The sequence below is a fragment of the Chromobacterium haemolyticum genome (genome assembly GCF_002081825.1).
Lineage (GTDB): Bacteria > Pseudomonadota > Gammaproteobacteria > Burkholderiales > Chromobacteriaceae > Chromobacterium > Chromobacterium fluminis.
On the sequence record NZ_MUKU01000007.1, the window covers coordinates 145,337 to 163,874 of the forward strand.

An 18,538-nucleotide genomic window follows, 5' to 3' on the forward strand; every position below is an offset into this window, starting at 1 on the left:
AATGCCGGGTCGGCGGGCAGTACAGCCCTATCCGGCCACAGCGTAAAATCATGACGAAAAACCAAACTCATACCTGAGACATCAGGCCGCTCAAATTATTGGTCGAAGCCTGCATTTTAGCCAGCGTCGAGTTCAACGCGGTGTATTGCTGGATGTATTGTTTCTGCCGCGCGGTCAGTCGAGCGGTCAACGCATCCTGCGAAGCTTTCTCGGTGCTGATACGCGAGTTGATCGAACTCTTACTGCTTTCCACAACGCCACTGGGTCCCAACAGGCTATTGATCTCTTTGTTCAACAACTGGGCAATCCCATTGCTACTGGTATTCCCGAACAGGTTTTTCACCGCGGTCGGGTCTTTTTTCAAGGCATCGTTGAACTTGGTCTGATCCAGCTTGAGAGTGCCGTCCTTTTGAATCGCGATCCCAATCTGAGACAGGTAGGCAAAGGAGTTGACCGGGTCGACGCCGGGAATGGATTTGGTCAACACATCCTGCAGCTTTTGCTGAATCGACAAAACCGAGGCATTGCCTTTCATGCTGCCGCCGCGAGCATCCTTGATCGCGCTTAGGACTTGATTATACGCGTCGACAAAACCTTGCAGATTCTTGCCGATGCCGGCGGAGTCCTGATTCAGCGTCACCGTGGTGGAAACGCCGGTTCCGCCCTTGTACAAGTCCAACTCAACGCCAGGAATCGCGCCGCTGACTTTATTGCTGCCGGAGGTCACCTGCACGCCGTTCACAGTCAACTCGGCGTTGACCGCGTCCTTGGACTCGCCGTTGGCGGTTGGACTTTGCGTCAAGCCAGCCAGCGTCGAACCGCTGATTCCGCCGGAGTCGGTGCCGCCTGCGCTGATGGAGAACTTATTGTCGGTGCCGGAGGCGGTCGACGCCACCACCAGCTTGTAGTTGTCGCCGTTTTTAACGACAGAGGCGTTGATGCCCATGCCTTCGGCGTTGATCTTGTCGGAAATGGACTGCAAGGTGACTTTGTCGCCAGGATTATCCCTCAGCTTGACCGTCTGTTCCTTGCCATTGATGGTGAACTTCAGTTCATTGGGCGCGCCGGTGATTTCCGTTTGAGCGCTTTTGATGTCGGTGCCGTTGAACTGGTCGAACACCAGTTGCCGAGAGGTCGCCAGCTTGGCGACGTTGACGACATAAGTGCCGTTGACGCCGCCGGAAGTGGTGCTGACCCCTGCTACGGAAGTGTCGCTGGAGGACACCTTGAACGCTTGCAAGAACGATCCCGACGACAAGCTGGTGATCGCGCTTTGCAGCGCGGACAGCGCGGAACCGATCTTGCCAAGATCGCTCAACTGGGTGTTGTAGCCGTCCAGTTTCTTCTGACTGGCGACCAATGGCCGGGAATCGATCGCCATCAACTGGCTTACGATGGTTTGGACGTCGATCGCGCCGACTGATGTGGTTATCCCTGCCATGTTCATCACCCCTTAATGTGTATTTGTTGAGCCGCTCCCGGGACTCAAGCCTTGTCCTTCAGCAGCATGCCCTTGAAGTCGCCGATCGCCTTGGCGATCCGGATTGCATCCTCGGAAGGTATCTGCCGGATTACCTTCTGAGTTTCCTTGTCCACGACTTTCACCACCTGCAGATCGGTGTCCTTGTCCACTGAGAACTCCAGCTGGTTATTGTACAGCGAGGCCACGCTGTTCAGTTGCTTGAGCGAAGACTGCAACTGCTCGGTAACCGATGGTTTTTCCTTGGCCGCGGTATTTTGCGCCTGCTGCTGCTGCGCCTGTCCAGCCGCGGCAACGGCCTGGGCATTGTCCGGCAAAGCGGAAGCGGCCTTATCAGCCCCCTGCCCGCTTTGCGCCAGCTCCACCGTTTGCTGCCGCGGCGCGGATGCGCCCGCATTGGCAATCGGCAGCGATTGTAAAGAAGGTATTTGCATGACAACTCTCCTGACGCGCGCAGCTCCGGTTGCCCAACCAACCGGAGCCGCCGCTGGCTCATACCATCATTCTAGACTTATTGCAGCAGGGTCAGTGCCGACTGCGGCAGCGAGTTGGCGTTCTTCAGAATCGAAGTGCCGGCCTGTTGCAGAATCTGGTTCTTGGTCAGGGTAGCAGTTTCCGCGGCGAAGTCCACATCCACGATACGGCTGTTGGCTGCGGTCAGGTTTTCCACGTAGTTCTGCAGGTTGGCCACCACCGCGTCGAACCGGTTTTGCACCGCACCGAAGGTCGAACGGATGTTCGAAATCTGGGCGATGTCGGCATCCAGCGAAGACAGCGCACCCGACGCGCCACCTTGAGTCGTAACGCTCACGGTGCCGGTGTTGGTCAGGCTCGAGTTGTAGCTGTTCAAAATCCCCGCGGAGGTCAGGTCGGTCGACGAGATCGAAACCTGGTTGGTCGCCGCGCCGGACGAGCCCACCTGGAAGGTCAGTACCGAACCGCCGGACAACAGGCTGGTGCCGTTGAACTGGGTGGTTTGAACGATACGAGAAATTTCCTGGGTCAGCTGGTCCACTTCGCTTTGCAACTGCGAACGGTTGGTATTGCTGACCGAACCGTTGGACGCTTGCACCGCGATTTCACGGATACGCTGCAGGTTGTTGGCGATCTGGCCCAAGGCGCCTTCCGCCGTCTGGCCCACGGAAATACCGTCGTTGGCGTTCTTGATCGCTTGGTTGTTACCGCGAATGGCGGCGCTCAAGGTCTGCGAAATCGCCAGACCGGCGGCGTCGTCCTTGGCGCTGTTGACTCGCAAGCCGGAAGACAGACGTTGCAGCGAAACTTGCAACGAGTTATTGGAGTTGCTGAGGTTGCGCTGCGCGTTCAGCGAAGCAATGTTGGTGTTGACGGTAATAGCCATGGTGATTCTCCTGATGTTCAGTTGGGCAAAGCGACTTGCTTACTCACCATATCGTCAGGGCTTCTATAAACTTTACGGCCAAAACGTGAATTTTGCCAAAAACCTCACTCAAACCATGCCATTTCCCATCCAAGCACCAGAAAAGAGCGGAGCTTTGCCCGATAGGACAACGCTCCTTCCCTCATTACTGCAGCAGCGTCAACGCGGATTGCGGCAACGAGTTGGCGTTCTTCAGGATAGAAGTGCCGGCCTGTTGCAGAATCTGGTTCTTAGTCAGGGTCGCTGTTTCCGCGGCGAAGTCCACATCCACGATGCGGCTGTTGGCCGCCGTCAGGTTCTCAGTATAGTTCTGCAGGTTGGAGACCACTGCGTCAAAACGGTTCTGCACCGCGCCGAAAGTCGAACGGATGTTCGAGATCTGGGCGATGTCGGCGTCCAGAGAAGACAAGGCGCCGGATGCGCCAGCCTGCGTGGTCACGCTGATCGTGCCGGTATTGGTCAGGCTGGAGTTATAGGCGTTCAACGTGCCCGCCGAGGTCAGGTCGGTGGAGGAAATCGACACTTGGTTGGTCGCCGCGCCGGACGAACCCACCTGGAAGGTCAGGACCGAGCCGCCGGACAACAGGCTGGTGCCGTTGAACTGGGTGGTTTGCACAATACGCGAGATTTCCTGAGTCAGCTGGTCCACTTCGCTTTGCAGTTGCGAGCGGTTGGTGTTGCTGACCGAGCCGTTGGACGCCTGTACCGCGATTTCGCGGATACGTTGCATATTGTTGGCGATCTGCCCCAGCGCGCCTTCAGCGGTCTGACCGACGGAGATACCGTCGTTGGCGTTCTTGATCGCCTGATTGTTACCGCGGATGGCGGAGGTCAGGGTCTGGGAAATAGCGAGGCCCGCGGCATCGTCTTTGGCGCTGTTGACGCGCATGCCGGAAGACAGGCGTTGCAGCGAAACCTGCAGCGAGTTGCTGGATTGGTTGAGATTGCGCTGAGCGTTCAGCGACGCAATATTGGTGTTTACTGTAATAGCCATGTGATTCCCCTTGAGATCAAGACTGCGTCAACCGGAGCGCCCGTATTCCGCAGCACAGCCATTAGATCGTCCAAAGGTTAATAAACTTGACCAAAATGGTATTTTTACCAATTAACGCGCTTCAAGCCGATCATTAAAAAGCCGCTTTGGATCTCAATGATCGCAAAGCGGCTCCCCTACCACCCCCTAGACTCAACCACGCAAGACTTTGGCCCAGTCCTCGTGATGGTCTTCCAACCAATAGTCGCGCTCTACCCAGGCACGCAGAAGGTCTCCCTCCCGCTCCGCCTGATCCAGGTCATGCGCGCGGCTGCGAATGGCGTCGACCCAGACGGAGACATCATTCGGCACGCGGCAAACGGGCGCGCCGTTGGTCTGATACGGATAGATGTCGGTACACACCACCGGCCATCCCATCGCGCCGTACTCCAGCAAGCGCAGATTGCTCTTCGCCTCATTGAACGCGTTCATCTCCAAGGGCGCCACCGCCAGGTCCAGATTCAGGGTTGCGACCTTTTCCGGGTATTCGCTGAAGGGCACGCCTTGATACGCCTCGGCCACATATGGCCGGAACTGGGGCAGGCACATGCCCATGAACACCCAATCGACCTCCTGGTGAGTCTGTTTGATCACCTCGAACAGCAGTTCAAGGTCGCCACGGTGTTGCGACGCGCCCACCCAACCCACTCTGGGCTTGGCTCCGACTCGCCGCTTGGCTTGCAACTCGCCCCAGATGCTGCGACGCAAACGGTTGGGGATCACCGCAACCTCGCCAACCATGCCCTGCGTGAACTCACGCAACGGTTCCGTCGACACGACCAGGGCATCGGACATGTTCAACGCCCGACGCAGACGCTGCTTGGCATCGGGATAGTGGCGTCGCCAATGGTCGTACAAGTCGCTCTTCAACGGCGTGCCGCCCACCAGGTCGTCAATGCCCAAGATGGTTCGAATGCCAGGGAAGTAGGACCGGTATTGCCCCAAAGCGTCCAAAACGCCATCGTTCACCGCGGTATGCAGCAATAAGACATCCGGCGCCATGCGCGCCATTTCCACCAGAGAGGGCAAGCCATGCACCGGCTGCAGAATCTCCCCGTCCAGCAGGCCGTGCTCTTGCAATACCGATAAGGGCTGACTCAGCCGGTACTCGCCGCTGCCGCCAGGCACCGGCACGCCCAATACCCGCTGCCGTCCGCCCAGGCTCGGGTCCCAAGATACGTGCCGTTCAGTTTCCAGTTCCATTCTGCGCTTGCGCAGGGATAGGTGCCGGTTGAAGCCAGGGTCTCGTTTCAACACCGGCATCCAGGCATGGAGGAAGTTCTCCATTTCCCCGCGCTCGCGAACCGCGGCCTGCAACGCTATACGCGGATCGGAAGTGGTGCGCCCTATGCTCTTGGCGTGATGGTGGTACATCACGGCAAACGGATTGTAAACATTGCGCCAACCCGCCGCCTGAACCTTCAAGCACAGATCGACGTCGTTAAAGCACACCTGGAATTTTTCTTCATCCATGCCTCCCACATCCAGGTAAGTGGACTTGGCTACCATCAGGCAAGCGCCGGTAACGGCGGAATAGTTCTGCATGGTCACGGCACGGTTCATATAACCGGGCAGATTCATATCCTGCGGCTCGAACACATGATCCGCCACCGAGTGCATGCCTCCCGGCAAACCCAACACAATGCCAGCATGCTGAATTTGTCCGACTTCCGGGTACAGCAGGCGGGCTCCTACCACACCCACTCCCGGTTGCTGGGCAGTCGCCAGCATGCGTTCCAACCAGCTTTCCAGTGCCAGTTCGGTATCGTTGTTCAAAAGCAGCAAGTAGTCGCCGCGCGCATGCGCTGCGCCAAGGTTGCACTGGGCGGAGAAATTGAACGGCTGGTCATAGGCCACGATCTGGACCCGCCCGGGATAGCTCGCCTGCAACGCTTGGTAATACTCCTGGGTTTCCGGCTGCTCCGAACGGTTGTCCACGATGATTAACTCAAAGTGTTGGTAGGCGGTGCGCTGCAGCACGCTGTCTATGCACGGCTCCAGATATTCAAGCTTATCCCGCGTCGGAATAATGATGGAAACCAGAGGGCTGCCCTGGACCTGATACTCAAAATGGAAGGACCCGTCCACCAGCCCCGGCCCCACGCTGGCAGACTGGTCGCAGCGCTTGGCATGCTCTTCCAACGCGACTTGGCAGGACGCCAGGCATAACGGCTGTTGATCCGGATGCCGCCACGGCAAGGAAAGCAACATGTCGTCGACATGGCCGATGACATGTGAGCCTTGCAGCTCGAACAAGCGCAGCAAGGCGTCGAAGTTGTAGGCGCCGGGATAGGGCTGGAAACCGCCCAGCATCGACAGCGCGGTTGTGGAGAAGGCGACCGCGTCGCCGATGTAGTCCATCGAGCGCAGATATTCGGGCGAGAAGTCTGGCCGGAAGGCCGGCAGGAAACGCTCCCCCATCGGCGACACGACGTCGCTGTCGCAATACACGGCTTTCCAGTCCGGATGCTGATGGATGGCCTCGCCAAAACGCAGCAAGGCCTGCGGTTGTAGACGGAAGCCTGCGGGCAACAACCACGTCCAATCGGATGCCACTTCGGAGATCACGCCGTTGATGGTCGCGGCCACCGCCTCAAAGTCGCTCAGATCATCCAACTGGACCCAACCCAGTTGATCGCTGCTGTTGAACACCGGATCCGGCACCGCGCTGTCGGACAGCACGATCAATCGCCAATTAGGGTAAAGCTGGTTTTCCAAGGCCGCCAGACTCTCCGCCAGACGAGTCAGCCGGGTTTGCGGCGCCAATACGATCAGATTGAACCAAGGCCGGCTTTGCCAGGCAGTGCACATCGACTCCGCCAATTGCTCCGCGTGGATCTCTCGTAGATTATGGTTTCCCAGCCAGCGCCGGTAGTCCCGCAACGCAAACTGTTCGGGCTCGGAAAAGGCGTAAGTGGTGACCTTTCCCATTTCGCTGATGCCGTTTGGCCGCAAGTTCTTGGGCAGCAGCTGGCGCCATTGATCAAACAATAAAGGCACGGCGTCTTCCAGTACCCTACGCTCCTTGATGTAATGCTGGGACAGCGCAATACGCCGCTCTCTGAGATCCGCGTCCTCAACCAAGGCCGCCAAGGCCTCGAACCATGCCTGCTCCGTGTTCTCCACCACGCTGGCCATGCCGCTATCCTTGAGCCAGGCGTAGGCCGGCGTATCGGACAAAACCGTCGCCGCGCCGACCACGGAGTACTCCAGCCATTTCAAATCGGACTTGCTGTCGTTGAATGCGCCGTGAGCCAAAGGAGCGATGCCGATATCCAGCCGCAGGTCCGCAAGATCGGTCAGAAACTTGCTGTAATTCACAAACGTGGTGACTTGCCGGACATCCTTCATCCCCACCATGGATTTGGGGACTTCTCCCCAGAATACGAACTTCACCAAACCAGCGTATTCTCGATAAATACGCATCAGCGCCGGCTCTATCGCCGCCATTTCCTTGCCGCGGGACGTGGTGCCGGCAAAGCCGATGGTGACTTTGTCATTGCGCGGCCTAGGCGTTACGAAGCGGTCCCGGGCCAGGGTGTTGGTGAAAACAAAAACCTTATCGTTGAAGGGGCGCACTTTCTCCGCCAACGGCTCGGTGGTCACTGTGACCAATGCGCATTTGGGCAGCAGCCATTTGATCTGCTCAAAAGAGGATTCGCACTCTTTGTACATCAGGTGCGACTCAGGCATTTCCGGCAACCAGTCGTCCACTTCGTAAACGATGGGCTTGCCGGATTCGACCAGCTTTTCAAGCAGGGCCTTACTCTCCGGCCTTGGGAACAGGCGCTGCACCAGGAAGATATCCATTTCCCTGACGAAATCGTCATCGCTGCCGAATGGATACACCCCGTCATATAGGTAGGCGGCCGAATGCTTGTAGTAATAGTGGTCGAACTCTTTTTCCACCAACTGCAAGGCATCTCCCAAACGCAGACGATAACAAGCCTCGTCCAGGGCATCTCGGGTCAAGACGCCGATTCTCGGCTTGCGGCGCGGCGCCTCGGGAGAGGCAAGCACAGGATTCGCCGGCCCTGAAATATCCTGTCTGCTCTCGTTCTGCAAACGGTTGGCCTTGCCCCAGGAGAACGGCAATGGAATGTTTTGCAGCAGGCGGCTGCGCCACTGTTGATTCGGCACCTCTTGCAGCATGCCGGTGGCGGCGGTCAGCACCGACTCCACCGTCAGCATATCCATGCAATACGCGTGTCCTCTACGACACAGCGGCGCGGCTTCCGCCGGCAGCTCTGCGAGACACCCCTTGCACTCGATATCGGCAATCAGGCCCCGCGATGCGCCGCGCAACGGCAGGCGCTGGGCAGGCTCAGCCATACCGAACAAGCCAAGCACCGGCGTGCCGACCGCATGGGCGATGTGGATCAGGCCGGAGTCCGGAGCGATCAGCATGTCGGCAACCGAAATCGCCGCCGCAGTTTCGGCCAGACGCAGCTCATTGACCAGGGACACCACGCCCGCTCTGGCCGCCTCGGGCAGGTTTTCCAGCGTAAAATCCTTGCCGCTTCCCAACAACACAAGCCCGATATCGCGGGCGGCCAGCACCGGCAACAATTCTCCCCAACGCGCCGCCGGCCAGATGCGGTCCGGCGAACTTGCCGCCATATGGATGGCCACCAAGTGCTCCGGCTTTTTAGCCGCCAGCCAGCCCGAGGCCACGATCTTGTTGGCCAATGGCCGATAATCCTGCATCAGCCGTGGCAACGAAGGGGCACCCGGCGCAACCCCGCTGCGTCGCGCATAAGCCTCAATGATATGCAAGTCCCTTGCATTCTCGTAAGCCCCGTCCAGATCAATAAAAATATCGTCCGGCCGCTGCAGCAGCGACATGCAGCCGACGATATCGGCCTCCTCAATGGCCTGAAAAGCCTCAACCACCTGGGTTCTGACCAGCAATTGCCGATCAGGATACTTCCGGCGCAGAGCGGGCAATACCGAGCTGGCCAAGAGCGCATCACCCATGGCAAAACGTCTTTGAACGACCACCCGCTTGGCCAACGACCGCGGTCTTGGCTGTTCCAGTACCAGCAGGAAGCCTTCATCTTCGCCAGACTCGGCACAGTTCTGGTGCAGCAGCCCGGACTGGAAGGTCTCAGGGGAGACCAGCGACAACCGCAAACGATGCAAGTCCACCTTTTCGAATACGCGCGAGCACAAACGGCGCACTCTGGACTCCGTCCAGTTGGTCCAATGCGTCGGGTTCAGGTGAGAGCCGGCCCAGCGCTCGGTGGGCAAACTCAGCAGCAAGCGGCCGCCCGCGGCGATGCGTTCGGAGAGCTCCCACAGGAACAGCTCCGGATCATCCGTGTGCTCTATGGTTTCAAACGAGATCACCGTATCGTAGGCGGCAAGCGGCAGCGTATTCAGCAAACGCGCCTCAAATCGGCAATTCTCGGCGTCGCCGGGGATGAAACGCTGGGAAAAACGGATTGCGTCGGCGTTGAGGTCAATGCCGGTGTAATCGGCCATGCTGCCCGCGTCCGCCAGAATATGCCAGCCGTAGCCGGCCCCCGACGCACAGTCCAGCACCCGGCCCAGAGGCCCAAGATCGGCAGCCGCCCGGTAACGCAAAGCGTGCTGGACCAAGGTCGCATACCCTTCCAGCCCGGGCAGAAAACGCCCGGCGCCGCTCTTCTCAATCTCGCGCGCCAGGGCCGCATCGCGGACCTGGGCATGGTTGGGCTGAATCCCTTTCGCGCCATCCTGCAATAGCTCAGACAGGCGATTCAAGGCATCCTCCGGCCACGAGGCGAGCAAAGACGGCAGCACCCAGCGGCCATCTCCGTCCCGATAGAGCGCCATCAACTGCATGAACTGCCCATCCGGGTCTTGCAAGGTCGCATCAAAACACTCCACACCCAGCAAACGGTCCAGACGGACCCATTCATGACGGATGGTCGCCAGCGTCATCGCTCCGGCTTGCGCTGCGAACGATTCCGCATAGGCGAAACTGGCCACCTGAATTCGGTCTATCTGCGCTTCCGCCATGACTCGCCAGCCTACGCCCTCCAATAGCGGGCTTCTCAGCAGCGGCGCCTGAGGATATTGCTGGCGAAACACGCTGGACAATTGGCCAACCAAGTTGTCGGCCGCGCCTCGGTCGGTCAGCAGCCATGGTCGGTTCAGCGGCAGCAAAGCTTGCAAGGCCAAGCGCACCAGCAATTCATCCGCATAGACGTCGCACAACAATTCAAGCCAGCCCACGAGTTCACGCTGCAACCACAGGATTCGCTCTTCCTCTCCTTTAGCCAACGCATCGATATGCGTGGCCGCGGCCTGGGGCGCATGAGTCAAGACAACGGTTTCGCCCCCCGCGAACGCCTGCCGTAAACGACGATGTAGCCATTGATGCGGCGATAAACGACGAGCGCCTGCGGCCAATTGCAAGAGCCAGCTTTTACGTAGCCAGCCGTTGGCTTGCTGCGCCAATAGCCAACTCGGTTCCCCGCATTGCTGCAGATGAGCGGCGAAGTCCTCCACGCCGCTCAATTGGAAGCGGCCATAATCGCCTTCGCTCTGCCGCGCTCGCTCTCGACGCAAAGGCACTCCGCCCGGCAAACAAGCCCAACTATCGCTCACGCGCCAATGAGCCCCGTCGTCGGCGACCGGAGCGGTATCGACCGGCAAGCCCAAGCCGCTGGCAAAACCCACCCACTCTCCGCCGGCTGCAGCCAGATTATGCGCATCCAACATGGGTAGGCCATTCACGAATGGAACCAAACACACCTTGGAACGGGCTTGTAGCGCCGATAATGCCGGCGACATCAACTGGGCGTTAATCACCGGTACCAACTCAAACTGCTTGGGATCATGAACGGCAAGATAGGCCTGGACTTGCTCCAACTCCGCTTGAGTTTCGACAGTGAGAAAAAGTGAGTTCATCTTCTTGGTTTCCTGAATGGCGACAGCACAGCCCGCCAGGCTAAGACGGCAGGTTAAAATTCGGGTTGCCATATATTACTGAGAAACGTCATGGGCAACAGCCCAAATCATGCCGAAATCCTCGGAATCAAAGGGGGCCGCAGCGCCTCAGCGACACGATGTCCGCATGAATGGCCGCCCGCGACGCGAAAGACCGGCCTTTCCGAAGAATAGCCGGCGAACGCGGACAAGATACAGGACGCTCAGATACAAGCCCATGTCATCTTCGTACAGGAGCTAGGCAGCAAGCCCGAAGCGAGGTAGTCCCCCACCACACCGGCTCAAACCATGAAACCCGTCCCTCCCAAAGGAGATTCGGCCCGCATTCATGAAAATGTCATCATTGGTACGATTACCGCATACAAGCCAGACCTGCCGCCAGCGTCTCTGATTGGGATGGGACTATAATGCAGCAGCCCCGGACGCTGACACGATAAGGCCTGGACATGGCCCAAAGGCTTGATTTGCGCAATGCGCGCCTTAAGTTGAACGCGGACACCCAAACATGGCGGCTCGCATCACATCATGCCCAGCTTAACGGAATCGCGTTTATCGCCGCCCAAAGAGGGCGCCGCCGCCAAGCCCGGCCTTTGAATCCCCATGCCGCCGCCTTGGCAAGGGACTACCGGCCCCTACCCCGCCTGGGTAGAATAAGCGCGCAGCCAATCGCGCCGCTTGCGACCGCAATGCGCAAGACTTCCCGGGCCGCTGTTTACAGTCGCCGATCTTCATCGGCCTTGGCTAGAATGCAGGCAGCAGCAACGACTTCCAATCTTTACAAGGTAGAACAATGACTATTCCAAAAGTAAGCATCGGCATGCCCGTCTACCGGGAGGCAAGATATCTGGACATGACTTTGCAATCGTTGCTGGGGCAGACTTACGGCGATTTTGAACTGATCATCTCCGACAACCATTCCGACGACGGCACTTATGAACTACTGCAAAGTTATGCCGCGGTAGATTCCCGCATCACTTTGCTGCGCACGGAAGAAACGGTTGCCGCGCCGCAGAACTTCTACCGGATTTTCGACCGCTGCCGCGGCGAATACATGATGTTCGCCGCCGGCCACGATCTGTATCACAAACAATACATTGAGCGCTGCGTCGCCCAACTCGACAACCAGCCCGATGTGGTCCTGGCGGTGACGGCATCCGCTTTTTTCAATGAAAGCGGCGTGGGCAGCCAGATCGGTGGCATTTTCGACACCCGCGGCATGGACACCTTCTCGCGCATGCATGTCGTGGCCTGGGGCCTGGTCTACGCCTACCAGGCCTACGGCATGAACCGCATGTCGGCCTTCCGCAAAGTCCAATACCGCAATGTGGCGATGCCCATCGTCGGCATCGACCATGTGCTGTTGTTCGAGATGGCCGCCCAAGGCGCATTCGCTTACGACCCTGAAATCCTGTTCTTCATGCGCCAGGCTCACGACTACGGCGATCAGGAAGCCTATAAGCGCAAGCTGATGCTGGATGGTCTGGATGGCTTCGCCAGCTATGAAAACCAGATCAACGCCTATATAGACGTCATCCGGCGCAATCTGCCCGCCGGGCAGGAACGGGACATGATGATCAACAGCATAAGCAACTGCTGCCTGCTCAAGTACCGCAACACCCTGGCCTGCTATGGCTTGTCCTTCCCCCAGATCAGCGAAGAAACCTCCCCCATCCTGACCGAATACATCAAGGCCCAGGCCTCGGCCGCCAATTTCATGGATGTGTTGCTGCACGAGCGTTACGGCAGCATTCGTTGATTAACGCCATGGAAACTTGCAGATGAAAGCCGTGATCCTGGCCGGCGGACTCGGCACCCGGATATCAGAAGAAAGCCACCTCAAACCCAAGCCGATGATCAGCGTGGGAGGCCGGCCCATTCTGTGGCACATCATGAAGATCTTTTCCGCGCACGGCATCAATGACTTCATCATTTGCTTGGGCTACAAGGGCTATGTAATCAAGGAATATTTCGCCAATTATTTCCTGCACATGTCCGATGTGACATTTGATTTCACCCAGAATCAAATGAAGGTGCATCGCCGGCATGCGGAGCCCTGGCATGTGACTCTGGTCAATACCGGAGAGCACACGATGACCGGAGGCCGGCTCAAACGCGTGGCCCCTTACCTGCCGGCCGGCGAAGCGTTCTGCTTCACTTATGGCGACGGGCTGGCCGACATCGATCTGACCGCGGAGATCGCCTTTCACCGTGAGCACGGCAAACTGGCCACGGTGGCGGCGGTGCAAGCTCCAGGCCGGTTTGGCGCCTTGGTGTGCAAAGGCAGCCGCGTCACAGGCTTCAAGGAAAAACCGCCGGGCGACGGCGGCTGGATCAATGGCGGCTTTTTCGTGCTGCAGCCCGAAGTGATCGCCTTGATCGAAGGCGACCACTCCAGCTGGGAGGGCGAGCCGATGGCGAAGCTGGCCGCCATGGGTCAGCTGACGGCCTTCCAACATGCTGGCTTCTGGCAGCCGATGGATACGCTGCGCGAAAAAATCCAGCTGGACGAGCTGTGGGAAAGCGGCCGGGCGCCGTGGAGGGTCTGGCAGCCCGAGCTGTCCTGATGGCTCAGGCGATACGCTTCAGATAACCGTCCGGCGCAACGGTGATCAGCAATTTATGGTGAATATCGGCGTCGATCTCGAATTCGGGATGGTCGGCCAGGTATTCGCGCACCGCGGTTTTGGGATTGTTGCCCGGCCCCCACGGTCGATCCGTCGATAGTTCCGCCGGCATATCATCAACAATGGTGTCGAAAACCACGCAGTAGCTGCCCGCCGTCACCAGGGGCGCATACGCCTTCAGCTCGGCCAGCACATGCTCATGAGTATGGTTGGAATCCAGGCTCACCAAGATGCGCCGATGCCCTTTGGCAATGTCCTTGACCTTGGCTACCGTCTCTGGCGCCACGCTGGAACCCTCTATCATCTGAATCCAGTTGGCCATCGGATGGCTCTCAATCGCCGCGCGGTTGTGCGAGCGGATGTCGATGTCCAGACCCAGGACCTTGCGCCGGGTGCTTTTGGGATCGCACGCCACCCCGTTTTCCACCGCCTCGCTCATGTCCAGCATAGCCAGCAAGGACGCGTAATACACCAGCGAACCGCCATGAGCGATGCCAGCCTCGATGATGAGATCCGGCTTCACCTGCCAAATCAATTCCTGCATCGCCCAGGCGTCGTTGGGAAACTGGATCGCCGGCCGTCCCATCCAGGCGAAATTATAGGACCACTTATGCCGGGCCACGTCGCGGGTCCAGCTGCGCGACAGTTGCTGGAGTGCTTGGTCTCCCGCCAGGCCTTGAATATTCTGCTCGACTTCCTGGGCAAACTTTTGAATCTCGTCCATTGGGTGCTTCCTTAGCATGGAATCCGGCGGCGGGCCTGCGAAGCAGCCCCGGCGTCGGAGGAAATCATCACTCGGGCTGTTCGATCACAAGCCGGAAACAATAGCGCTCATCCGGGCTGGATTCGTCTGACGCGCCCATCTCCCAGCGCGTTTCTCCGTTCTTGACGCGTTTGATCAGGGGATGACGCAGCCAGCCGGTGAAACCTATCTGCTTGTTCATCATCACCGAGGCCACGTTCTCCGTCATTACATAGGCATGGACGCGCCGCACCGCGGCCTCTTGCAATAACCAGGCGACCAACCGCCTTCCGGCGTAGACGAATAGTTTAGGATGCCCCAGGCGCTCGCCTCGCATCGCATTGTCGAGCAGAACCTCGTCCCGGCTCAGGTCCTTGAAGCCGAAATGCCCAACCACCTGGCCATCCGCACATACCAGGAACAGCAGCTGCCCTGGCGTTTTGAACAGCACCTCACTCATCCAGCGCCGGGTTCGCTCAGGCGTCGTGACAAAATGGCTGAGAAAATTCGCCATATTCTGATTCCGCCATTCGGTGAGCTTGCGGATGATGTCGTCGTCGTCGAGGTCGGCCCGCGTCAGCGGCCGCAACACGCCGCAAGCCTGGCCCTCATCGTCCAGGATGTCGAGCTCCAGCGTCTGCCGGCCTGCGATCACATCGTCCAGCCGGGGCTGGATGGCATTAAGCGTCGTCACGTTCAATGTCCCATTTTCACCTTAAGTGGAGGCCGGCTCATGGTCCGCCAGCAACGCCCACGTCAGCACCGTCTCAGCGCCCAAATCCTGTTTGAGCGTTCGCCCAAGCACCACGGCCAACTGCGATGGCGCAATGCCGTCGCCGGGGCGCTTGGCGTCTAAATCGGCCTCGGTCAATACATGGCCGGCGGGCAAAGCGCGTCGGGTGACGATGCTGCGGCGCATTTTCAATGCTTGCGCCCGCTCTTCTTCGCTCAGCACGCGCCCCGCGCCGCCCATGGCCTCCTGCACCCGGTGACAGGCGCGTATCATCGCCCGCATCTCTTCGGGCTCCGTCGCCATCTGATTGTCCATGCCGATGCGCGAGCTATCCAAAGTGAAGTGTTTCTCGATCAGGCAGGCCCCCAGCGCCACCGCGGCGGCGGGTATCTCAATGCCCTGGCTGTGATCGGAATAGCCGATGGGGAAGGCGGGAAACTCGCTGCGCAAGCCGGCGATGTTCTGCAGACGGATCAGCTGCGGAGGAGACGGGTAAATAGAAGTGCAGTGCAAGATGATCAGCTGGCGGTTCCCGCTCGCCTCGATCGCGCGCACGGCCTCGCGGATTTCCTCGAACGAGCCCATGCCCGTGGATAGCACCAGCGGTGCGCCCAGGCGCCCCAGTTGCTCCAGATAGGGCAGATTGTTTAGCTCCATCGAGGCGATCTTGATGAAGGGCGCCTTGCACTCCGACAGCAGAAATTCAGCCTCCTGGATAGAGTAAGGCGTAGAAGCGAAATCGATGCCCTGCGCGGCGGCGTACTCGGCCAGCTCCTTGAGCTGGGCGCCGTCCAGAGCGAATTTCTTGACGATGCGCTTGGCGATGGCGTTGGCCTGGTAATAGCTGTCGCAATAAAGCGTCTCCGCGCTCCAGGACTGAAACTTCACGCAATCGCAGCCGGCGGCCTTGGCCTCGTCTATCATCGCGCGCGCAATGCCCAGATCCCCGAAATGACTGGTATTGAGTTCGGCCACCACATAGGGCTTTAGGTAATCCCCGACTTGGCGTCCATTGCCTAGGGTAATCACTGACATGCAAGGTCTCCGGCTTACTGGTCGATGGGCTCGACTATCATTTCTCGCAAGAACAACTCGCGATCAAGAAAAGGCTGTTGGTCTTCCAATGGACGACGCACAAAGCGGCGGTCCGCCTCGCTGCGGGCATGGCCCAACTCGATATAGCCCTGGTCGACTCGCCCCATGATTTCGCACAGCACTGGCCCGTCTTGAGCCAGCATGGCGGTCAAACCGGCATCCAGTTCGGATGTACGCTCAATCCTCTGGTAGTGGAAACCGAAACACTGGGCCAATTGGGCGAAGTCGGGACAACTGACGCCGTTGTCCGGATCCGTGCCGATGGTCCGCTTGCGGAACAGATCCCGCTGCCGCCGCCGGATGATGGAGTAGACATTGTTGTTGATGACCACCACCTTGATCGGCAAGCGCTGGTAGCGGATGCTCTCCAGCTCCTGCAGATTCATCATGATGGAACCGTCGCCGATAACGGCGACCACCGACTGCGCGCGGCCATGCCATGCTCCTATGGCCGCGGGCAAGGCAAAACCCATCGAGCCTTGGGAAACCGGATGGACACAGTTGATTCCGGAGGAAAAGCGCATATTGGTCGGCAGAATCACTTCGGCCAGACCCGAGTCCGTCACCAACGTGGCCGGCGCGGGCAGCAGCCGTCCCAGGGACTCGGCCAACTGATAAAGATCGACGGCGGCGTCGGAGGCGAACGCAGGTTCTACCGCGCCGAACAGCGCTTTCCAATACCGACACTTGTCGGCCCATGGCGCCGGAGCCGTCGGCGTATTCTCGCTCAACAGCGCGCTGAGGAAGGCATGGACGTCGGCTTGCACCAATTGGTCGATGCGGACGCCGTCCTTGCTGTGTTCAACTGGATCAATGTCCACGACGACGGTATGCGCGCCGCGCGCGAATTTGCAGAAGTCAGGACCGGTGGTGAGCGAAGACAGCCGCGAGCCCAACACCAGCACGAAGTCAGCGTTCTGCACCGCGAAATTGCCGGCGCGCGAGCAGCCCATGGACCCAACCGAGCCTATGGACAAATCATGGGCCGCGCCATAGCTGTCCGGCGCGGCGCTGGTATAGGTCAGCGGAATATTGCAGCGCTCGACCAGGGTCTTGAGCAAATCCTCCGCGCCCGCGGCGCGCACGCCGCTGCCAATCAGCAATACCGGTCGTTTCGCATCGCGCAGGCGAGCGCGCACCTCAGCCACGTCTTGCGGCGCCGGCTGCGGCGCTTCCACCGGATACGCAGCGGGACGTTCGATCGGTTCCGGATCGATCAACGCGCTTTGCAGATCCAGCGGGATGTCCAGCCAGACCGGGCCTTTACGGCCGGACATGGCTTGCCGCAACGCCTCTTCCATCGCCGGGACGATTTCCTCTGGAGTGGAGATCATGCGCGCGAACTTGCTTATCGGGCTCACCAGGGCAACGATGTCGGCTTCTTGCTGCCCGTAAGTGCGCAAGGGAACGCCGGTATGGCGGCTGGTTTCGCGCAGGGTATTCTGGCCCGAGATGAAAATGCACGGCACCGCGTCCTGCCAGGCGCAGAGCACACCGGTCAAGGTATTGGTGGATGCGCAGCCGGTAGACACCAGGCAAGCGCCCAAGCCCCCTCTTTGCTCTGCATAGGCCAAGGCGGCGAACGCGCAGGACTGCTCATGATGCAAGGACACCGGCCGCAAAGCCGCATGCTTGGCCAAGGCGTCGTTCAGAAACAAGGAGCCGCGCCCGGTCACCTGGAACACATGTTCCACACCGGCTTGTGCCAGTCGCTGCATGATGTAGTCCGCAACCCGCATCATCATGCTTCCCTCGGCGCCTTGGGCTTGAACTGATCAAGGATGTCCGGCACCGCCACCACGAATTCGGCGCTGCACGCCGGCTCGTCATCCACAAAGCTTTCGGCCGAGCCGATGGCGATGCCGCGCTTGAAGGACTTCAGGCTGGCTTCGATGCGCAGGGTGTCGCCCGGCACGATCTTGCGTTTGAACCGGATATTGTTGATTGAGACGAAGTTGGTCTTCATTCCCTTGTATTCCTCCTTGCACAAGAAGGTGAGGATGAAGGTCTGAACCAGGGTTTCGATCTGAACGAAACCGGGCACATTGGGCTCATCATCGAAATGGCCGGGGAAGAACCATTCGTTGTAAGTAAACCGTTTGATGCCGGTCGCCCGTTCTCCGGGCTGCAACTCAACAATCTTGTCGATCAACAGCACCGGATAGCGGTTGCGCTGACACTGGATGATGTCCTTGATGTCGAGGGCCGCCGGTCCGTTCACCATGCTCATGCCGCCGGCTCGATGACGACCTTGTACTTGGCCAAAATAGCCTGGCCCGCCACATAGCTGGAAAACTCGATGATGTCGTCGATATCCATCTCGATGTCGAACGCCTCTTCCAACGCCGCCATCAAGGCCATATGCCCCACACTGTCCCAAGCCGCGATGTCTTGATATTTCAGCGTAGCCAAATCCTTTTGCTCCACCATGAAGGTTTCCATGAAAGCCTGGTCGTATTTTTCAAGATGACTCATCGCTTAATCCGTCGAAAGTTG

The 18,538-nt window shown here is 59.0% G+C and carries 13 protein-coding genes; 2 read left to right on the plus strand and 11 right to left on the minus strand.

Features of this window, described 5'->3' with window-relative positions:
* Positions 1 to 67: 67 nt before the first annotated feature.
* From fliD to B0T39_RS07215, 5 genes are all read right to left on the minus strand, one after another.
* Positions 68 to 1,441, minus strand: a complete 1,374-nt coding sequence (gene fliD, locus B0T39_RS07195; protein WP_081545456.1) for a flagellar filament capping protein FliD — start codon at positions 1,439 to 1,441, stop codon at positions 68 to 70.
* A 44-nt stretch (positions 1,442 to 1,485) separates the two neighbouring features.
* Positions 1,486 to 1,914 (minus strand): flagellar protein FlaG, encoded by a 429-nt coding sequence (locus B0T39_RS07200; protein WP_043642102.1) that lies wholly within the window; start codon positions 1,912 to 1,914, stop codon positions 1,486 to 1,488.
* A gap of 77 nt (positions 1,915 to 1,991) precedes the next feature.
* The gene (locus tag B0T39_RS07205; RefSeq protein ID WP_048414322.1) at positions 1,992 to 2,840 is read right to left on the minus strand and encodes a flagellin N-terminal helical domain-containing protein; all 849 of its coding nucleotides are present in this window, start codon (positions 2,838 to 2,840) and stop codon (positions 1,992 to 1,994) included.
* Positions 2,841 to 3,024: 184 nt separating this feature from the next.
* The gene (locus B0T39_RS07210; RefSeq protein ID WP_081545457.1) at positions 3,025 to 3,873 is read right to left on the minus strand and encodes a flagellin N-terminal helical domain-containing protein; all 849 of its coding nucleotides are present in this window, start codon (positions 3,871 to 3,873) and stop codon (positions 3,025 to 3,027) included.
* 192 nt (positions 3,874 to 4,065) lie between these two features.
* Positions 4,066 to 10,809: a glycosyltransferase gene (locus B0T39_RS07215; protein WP_176219502.1), complete on the minus strand. Its 6,744-nt coding sequence runs from the start codon at positions 10,807 to 10,809 to the stop codon at positions 4,066 to 4,068.
* A gap of 829 nt (positions 10,810 to 11,638) precedes the next feature.
* Between B0T39_RS07215 and B0T39_RS07220 the strand changes: the two genes are divergently transcribed.
* Together B0T39_RS07220 and rfbF are read left to right on the plus strand one after the other, a co-directional pair.
* The gene (locus tag B0T39_RS07220; RefSeq protein ID WP_081545459.1) at positions 11,639 to 12,604 is read left to right on the plus strand and encodes a glycosyltransferase family 2 protein; all 966 of its coding nucleotides are present in this window, start codon (positions 11,639 to 11,641) and stop codon (positions 12,602 to 12,604) included.
* Between the two features lie 22 nt (positions 12,605 to 12,626).
* The gene (gene rfbF, locus B0T39_RS07225) at positions 12,627 to 13,412 is read left to right on the plus strand and encodes a glucose-1-phosphate cytidylyltransferase (protein ID WP_081545460.1); all 786 of its coding nucleotides are present in this window, start codon (positions 12,627 to 12,629) and stop codon (positions 13,410 to 13,412) included.
* A gap of 4 nt (positions 13,413 to 13,416) precedes the next feature.
* Here rfbF and B0T39_RS07230 read toward each other — a convergent pair whose 3' ends face one another.
* From B0T39_RS07230 to B0T39_RS07255, 6 genes are all read right to left on the minus strand, one after another.
* Positions 13,417 to 14,196, minus strand: coding sequence for a cephalosporin hydroxylase family protein (locus tag B0T39_RS07230; RefSeq protein WP_081545461.1), 780 nt, complete (start codon positions 14,194 to 14,196; stop codon positions 13,417 to 13,419).
* A gap of 67 nt (positions 14,197 to 14,263) precedes the next feature.
* Positions 14,264 to 14,908, minus strand: coding sequence for a GNAT family N-acetyltransferase (locus B0T39_RS07235; protein WP_176219503.1), 645 nt, complete (start codon positions 14,906 to 14,908; stop codon positions 14,264 to 14,266).
* Between the two features lie 21 nt (positions 14,909 to 14,929).
* Positions 14,930 to 15,982: an N-acetylneuraminate synthase family protein gene (locus B0T39_RS07240; RefSeq protein WP_081545463.1), complete on the minus strand. Its 1,053-nt coding sequence runs from the start codon at positions 15,980 to 15,982 to the stop codon at positions 14,930 to 14,932.
* Between the two features lie 14 nt (positions 15,983 to 15,996).
* The gene (locus tag B0T39_RS07245; RefSeq protein WP_368651273.1) at positions 15,997 to 17,787 is read right to left on the minus strand and encodes a thiamine pyrophosphate-binding protein; all 1,791 of its coding nucleotides are present in this window, start codon (positions 17,785 to 17,787) and stop codon (positions 15,997 to 15,999) included.
* Positions 17,784 to 18,272, minus strand: coding sequence for a 3-hydroxyacyl-ACP dehydratase FabZ (gene fabZ, locus B0T39_RS07250; protein WP_081545465.1), 489 nt, complete (start codon positions 18,270 to 18,272; stop codon positions 17,784 to 17,786). Before fabZ ends, B0T39_RS07245 begins: the two co-directional genes overlap by 4 nt.
* Positions 18,269 to 18,517 carry an acyl carrier protein gene (locus B0T39_RS07255; RefSeq protein WP_081545466.1) on the minus strand — a complete coding sequence of 83 codons (249 nt, stop codon included), beginning with the start codon at positions 18,515 to 18,517 and terminating at the stop codon, positions 18,269 to 18,271. The genes fabZ and B0T39_RS07255 overlap by 4 nt, the downstream gene beginning before the upstream one ends.
* Between the last annotated feature and the right edge of the window lie 21 nt (positions 18,518 to 18,538).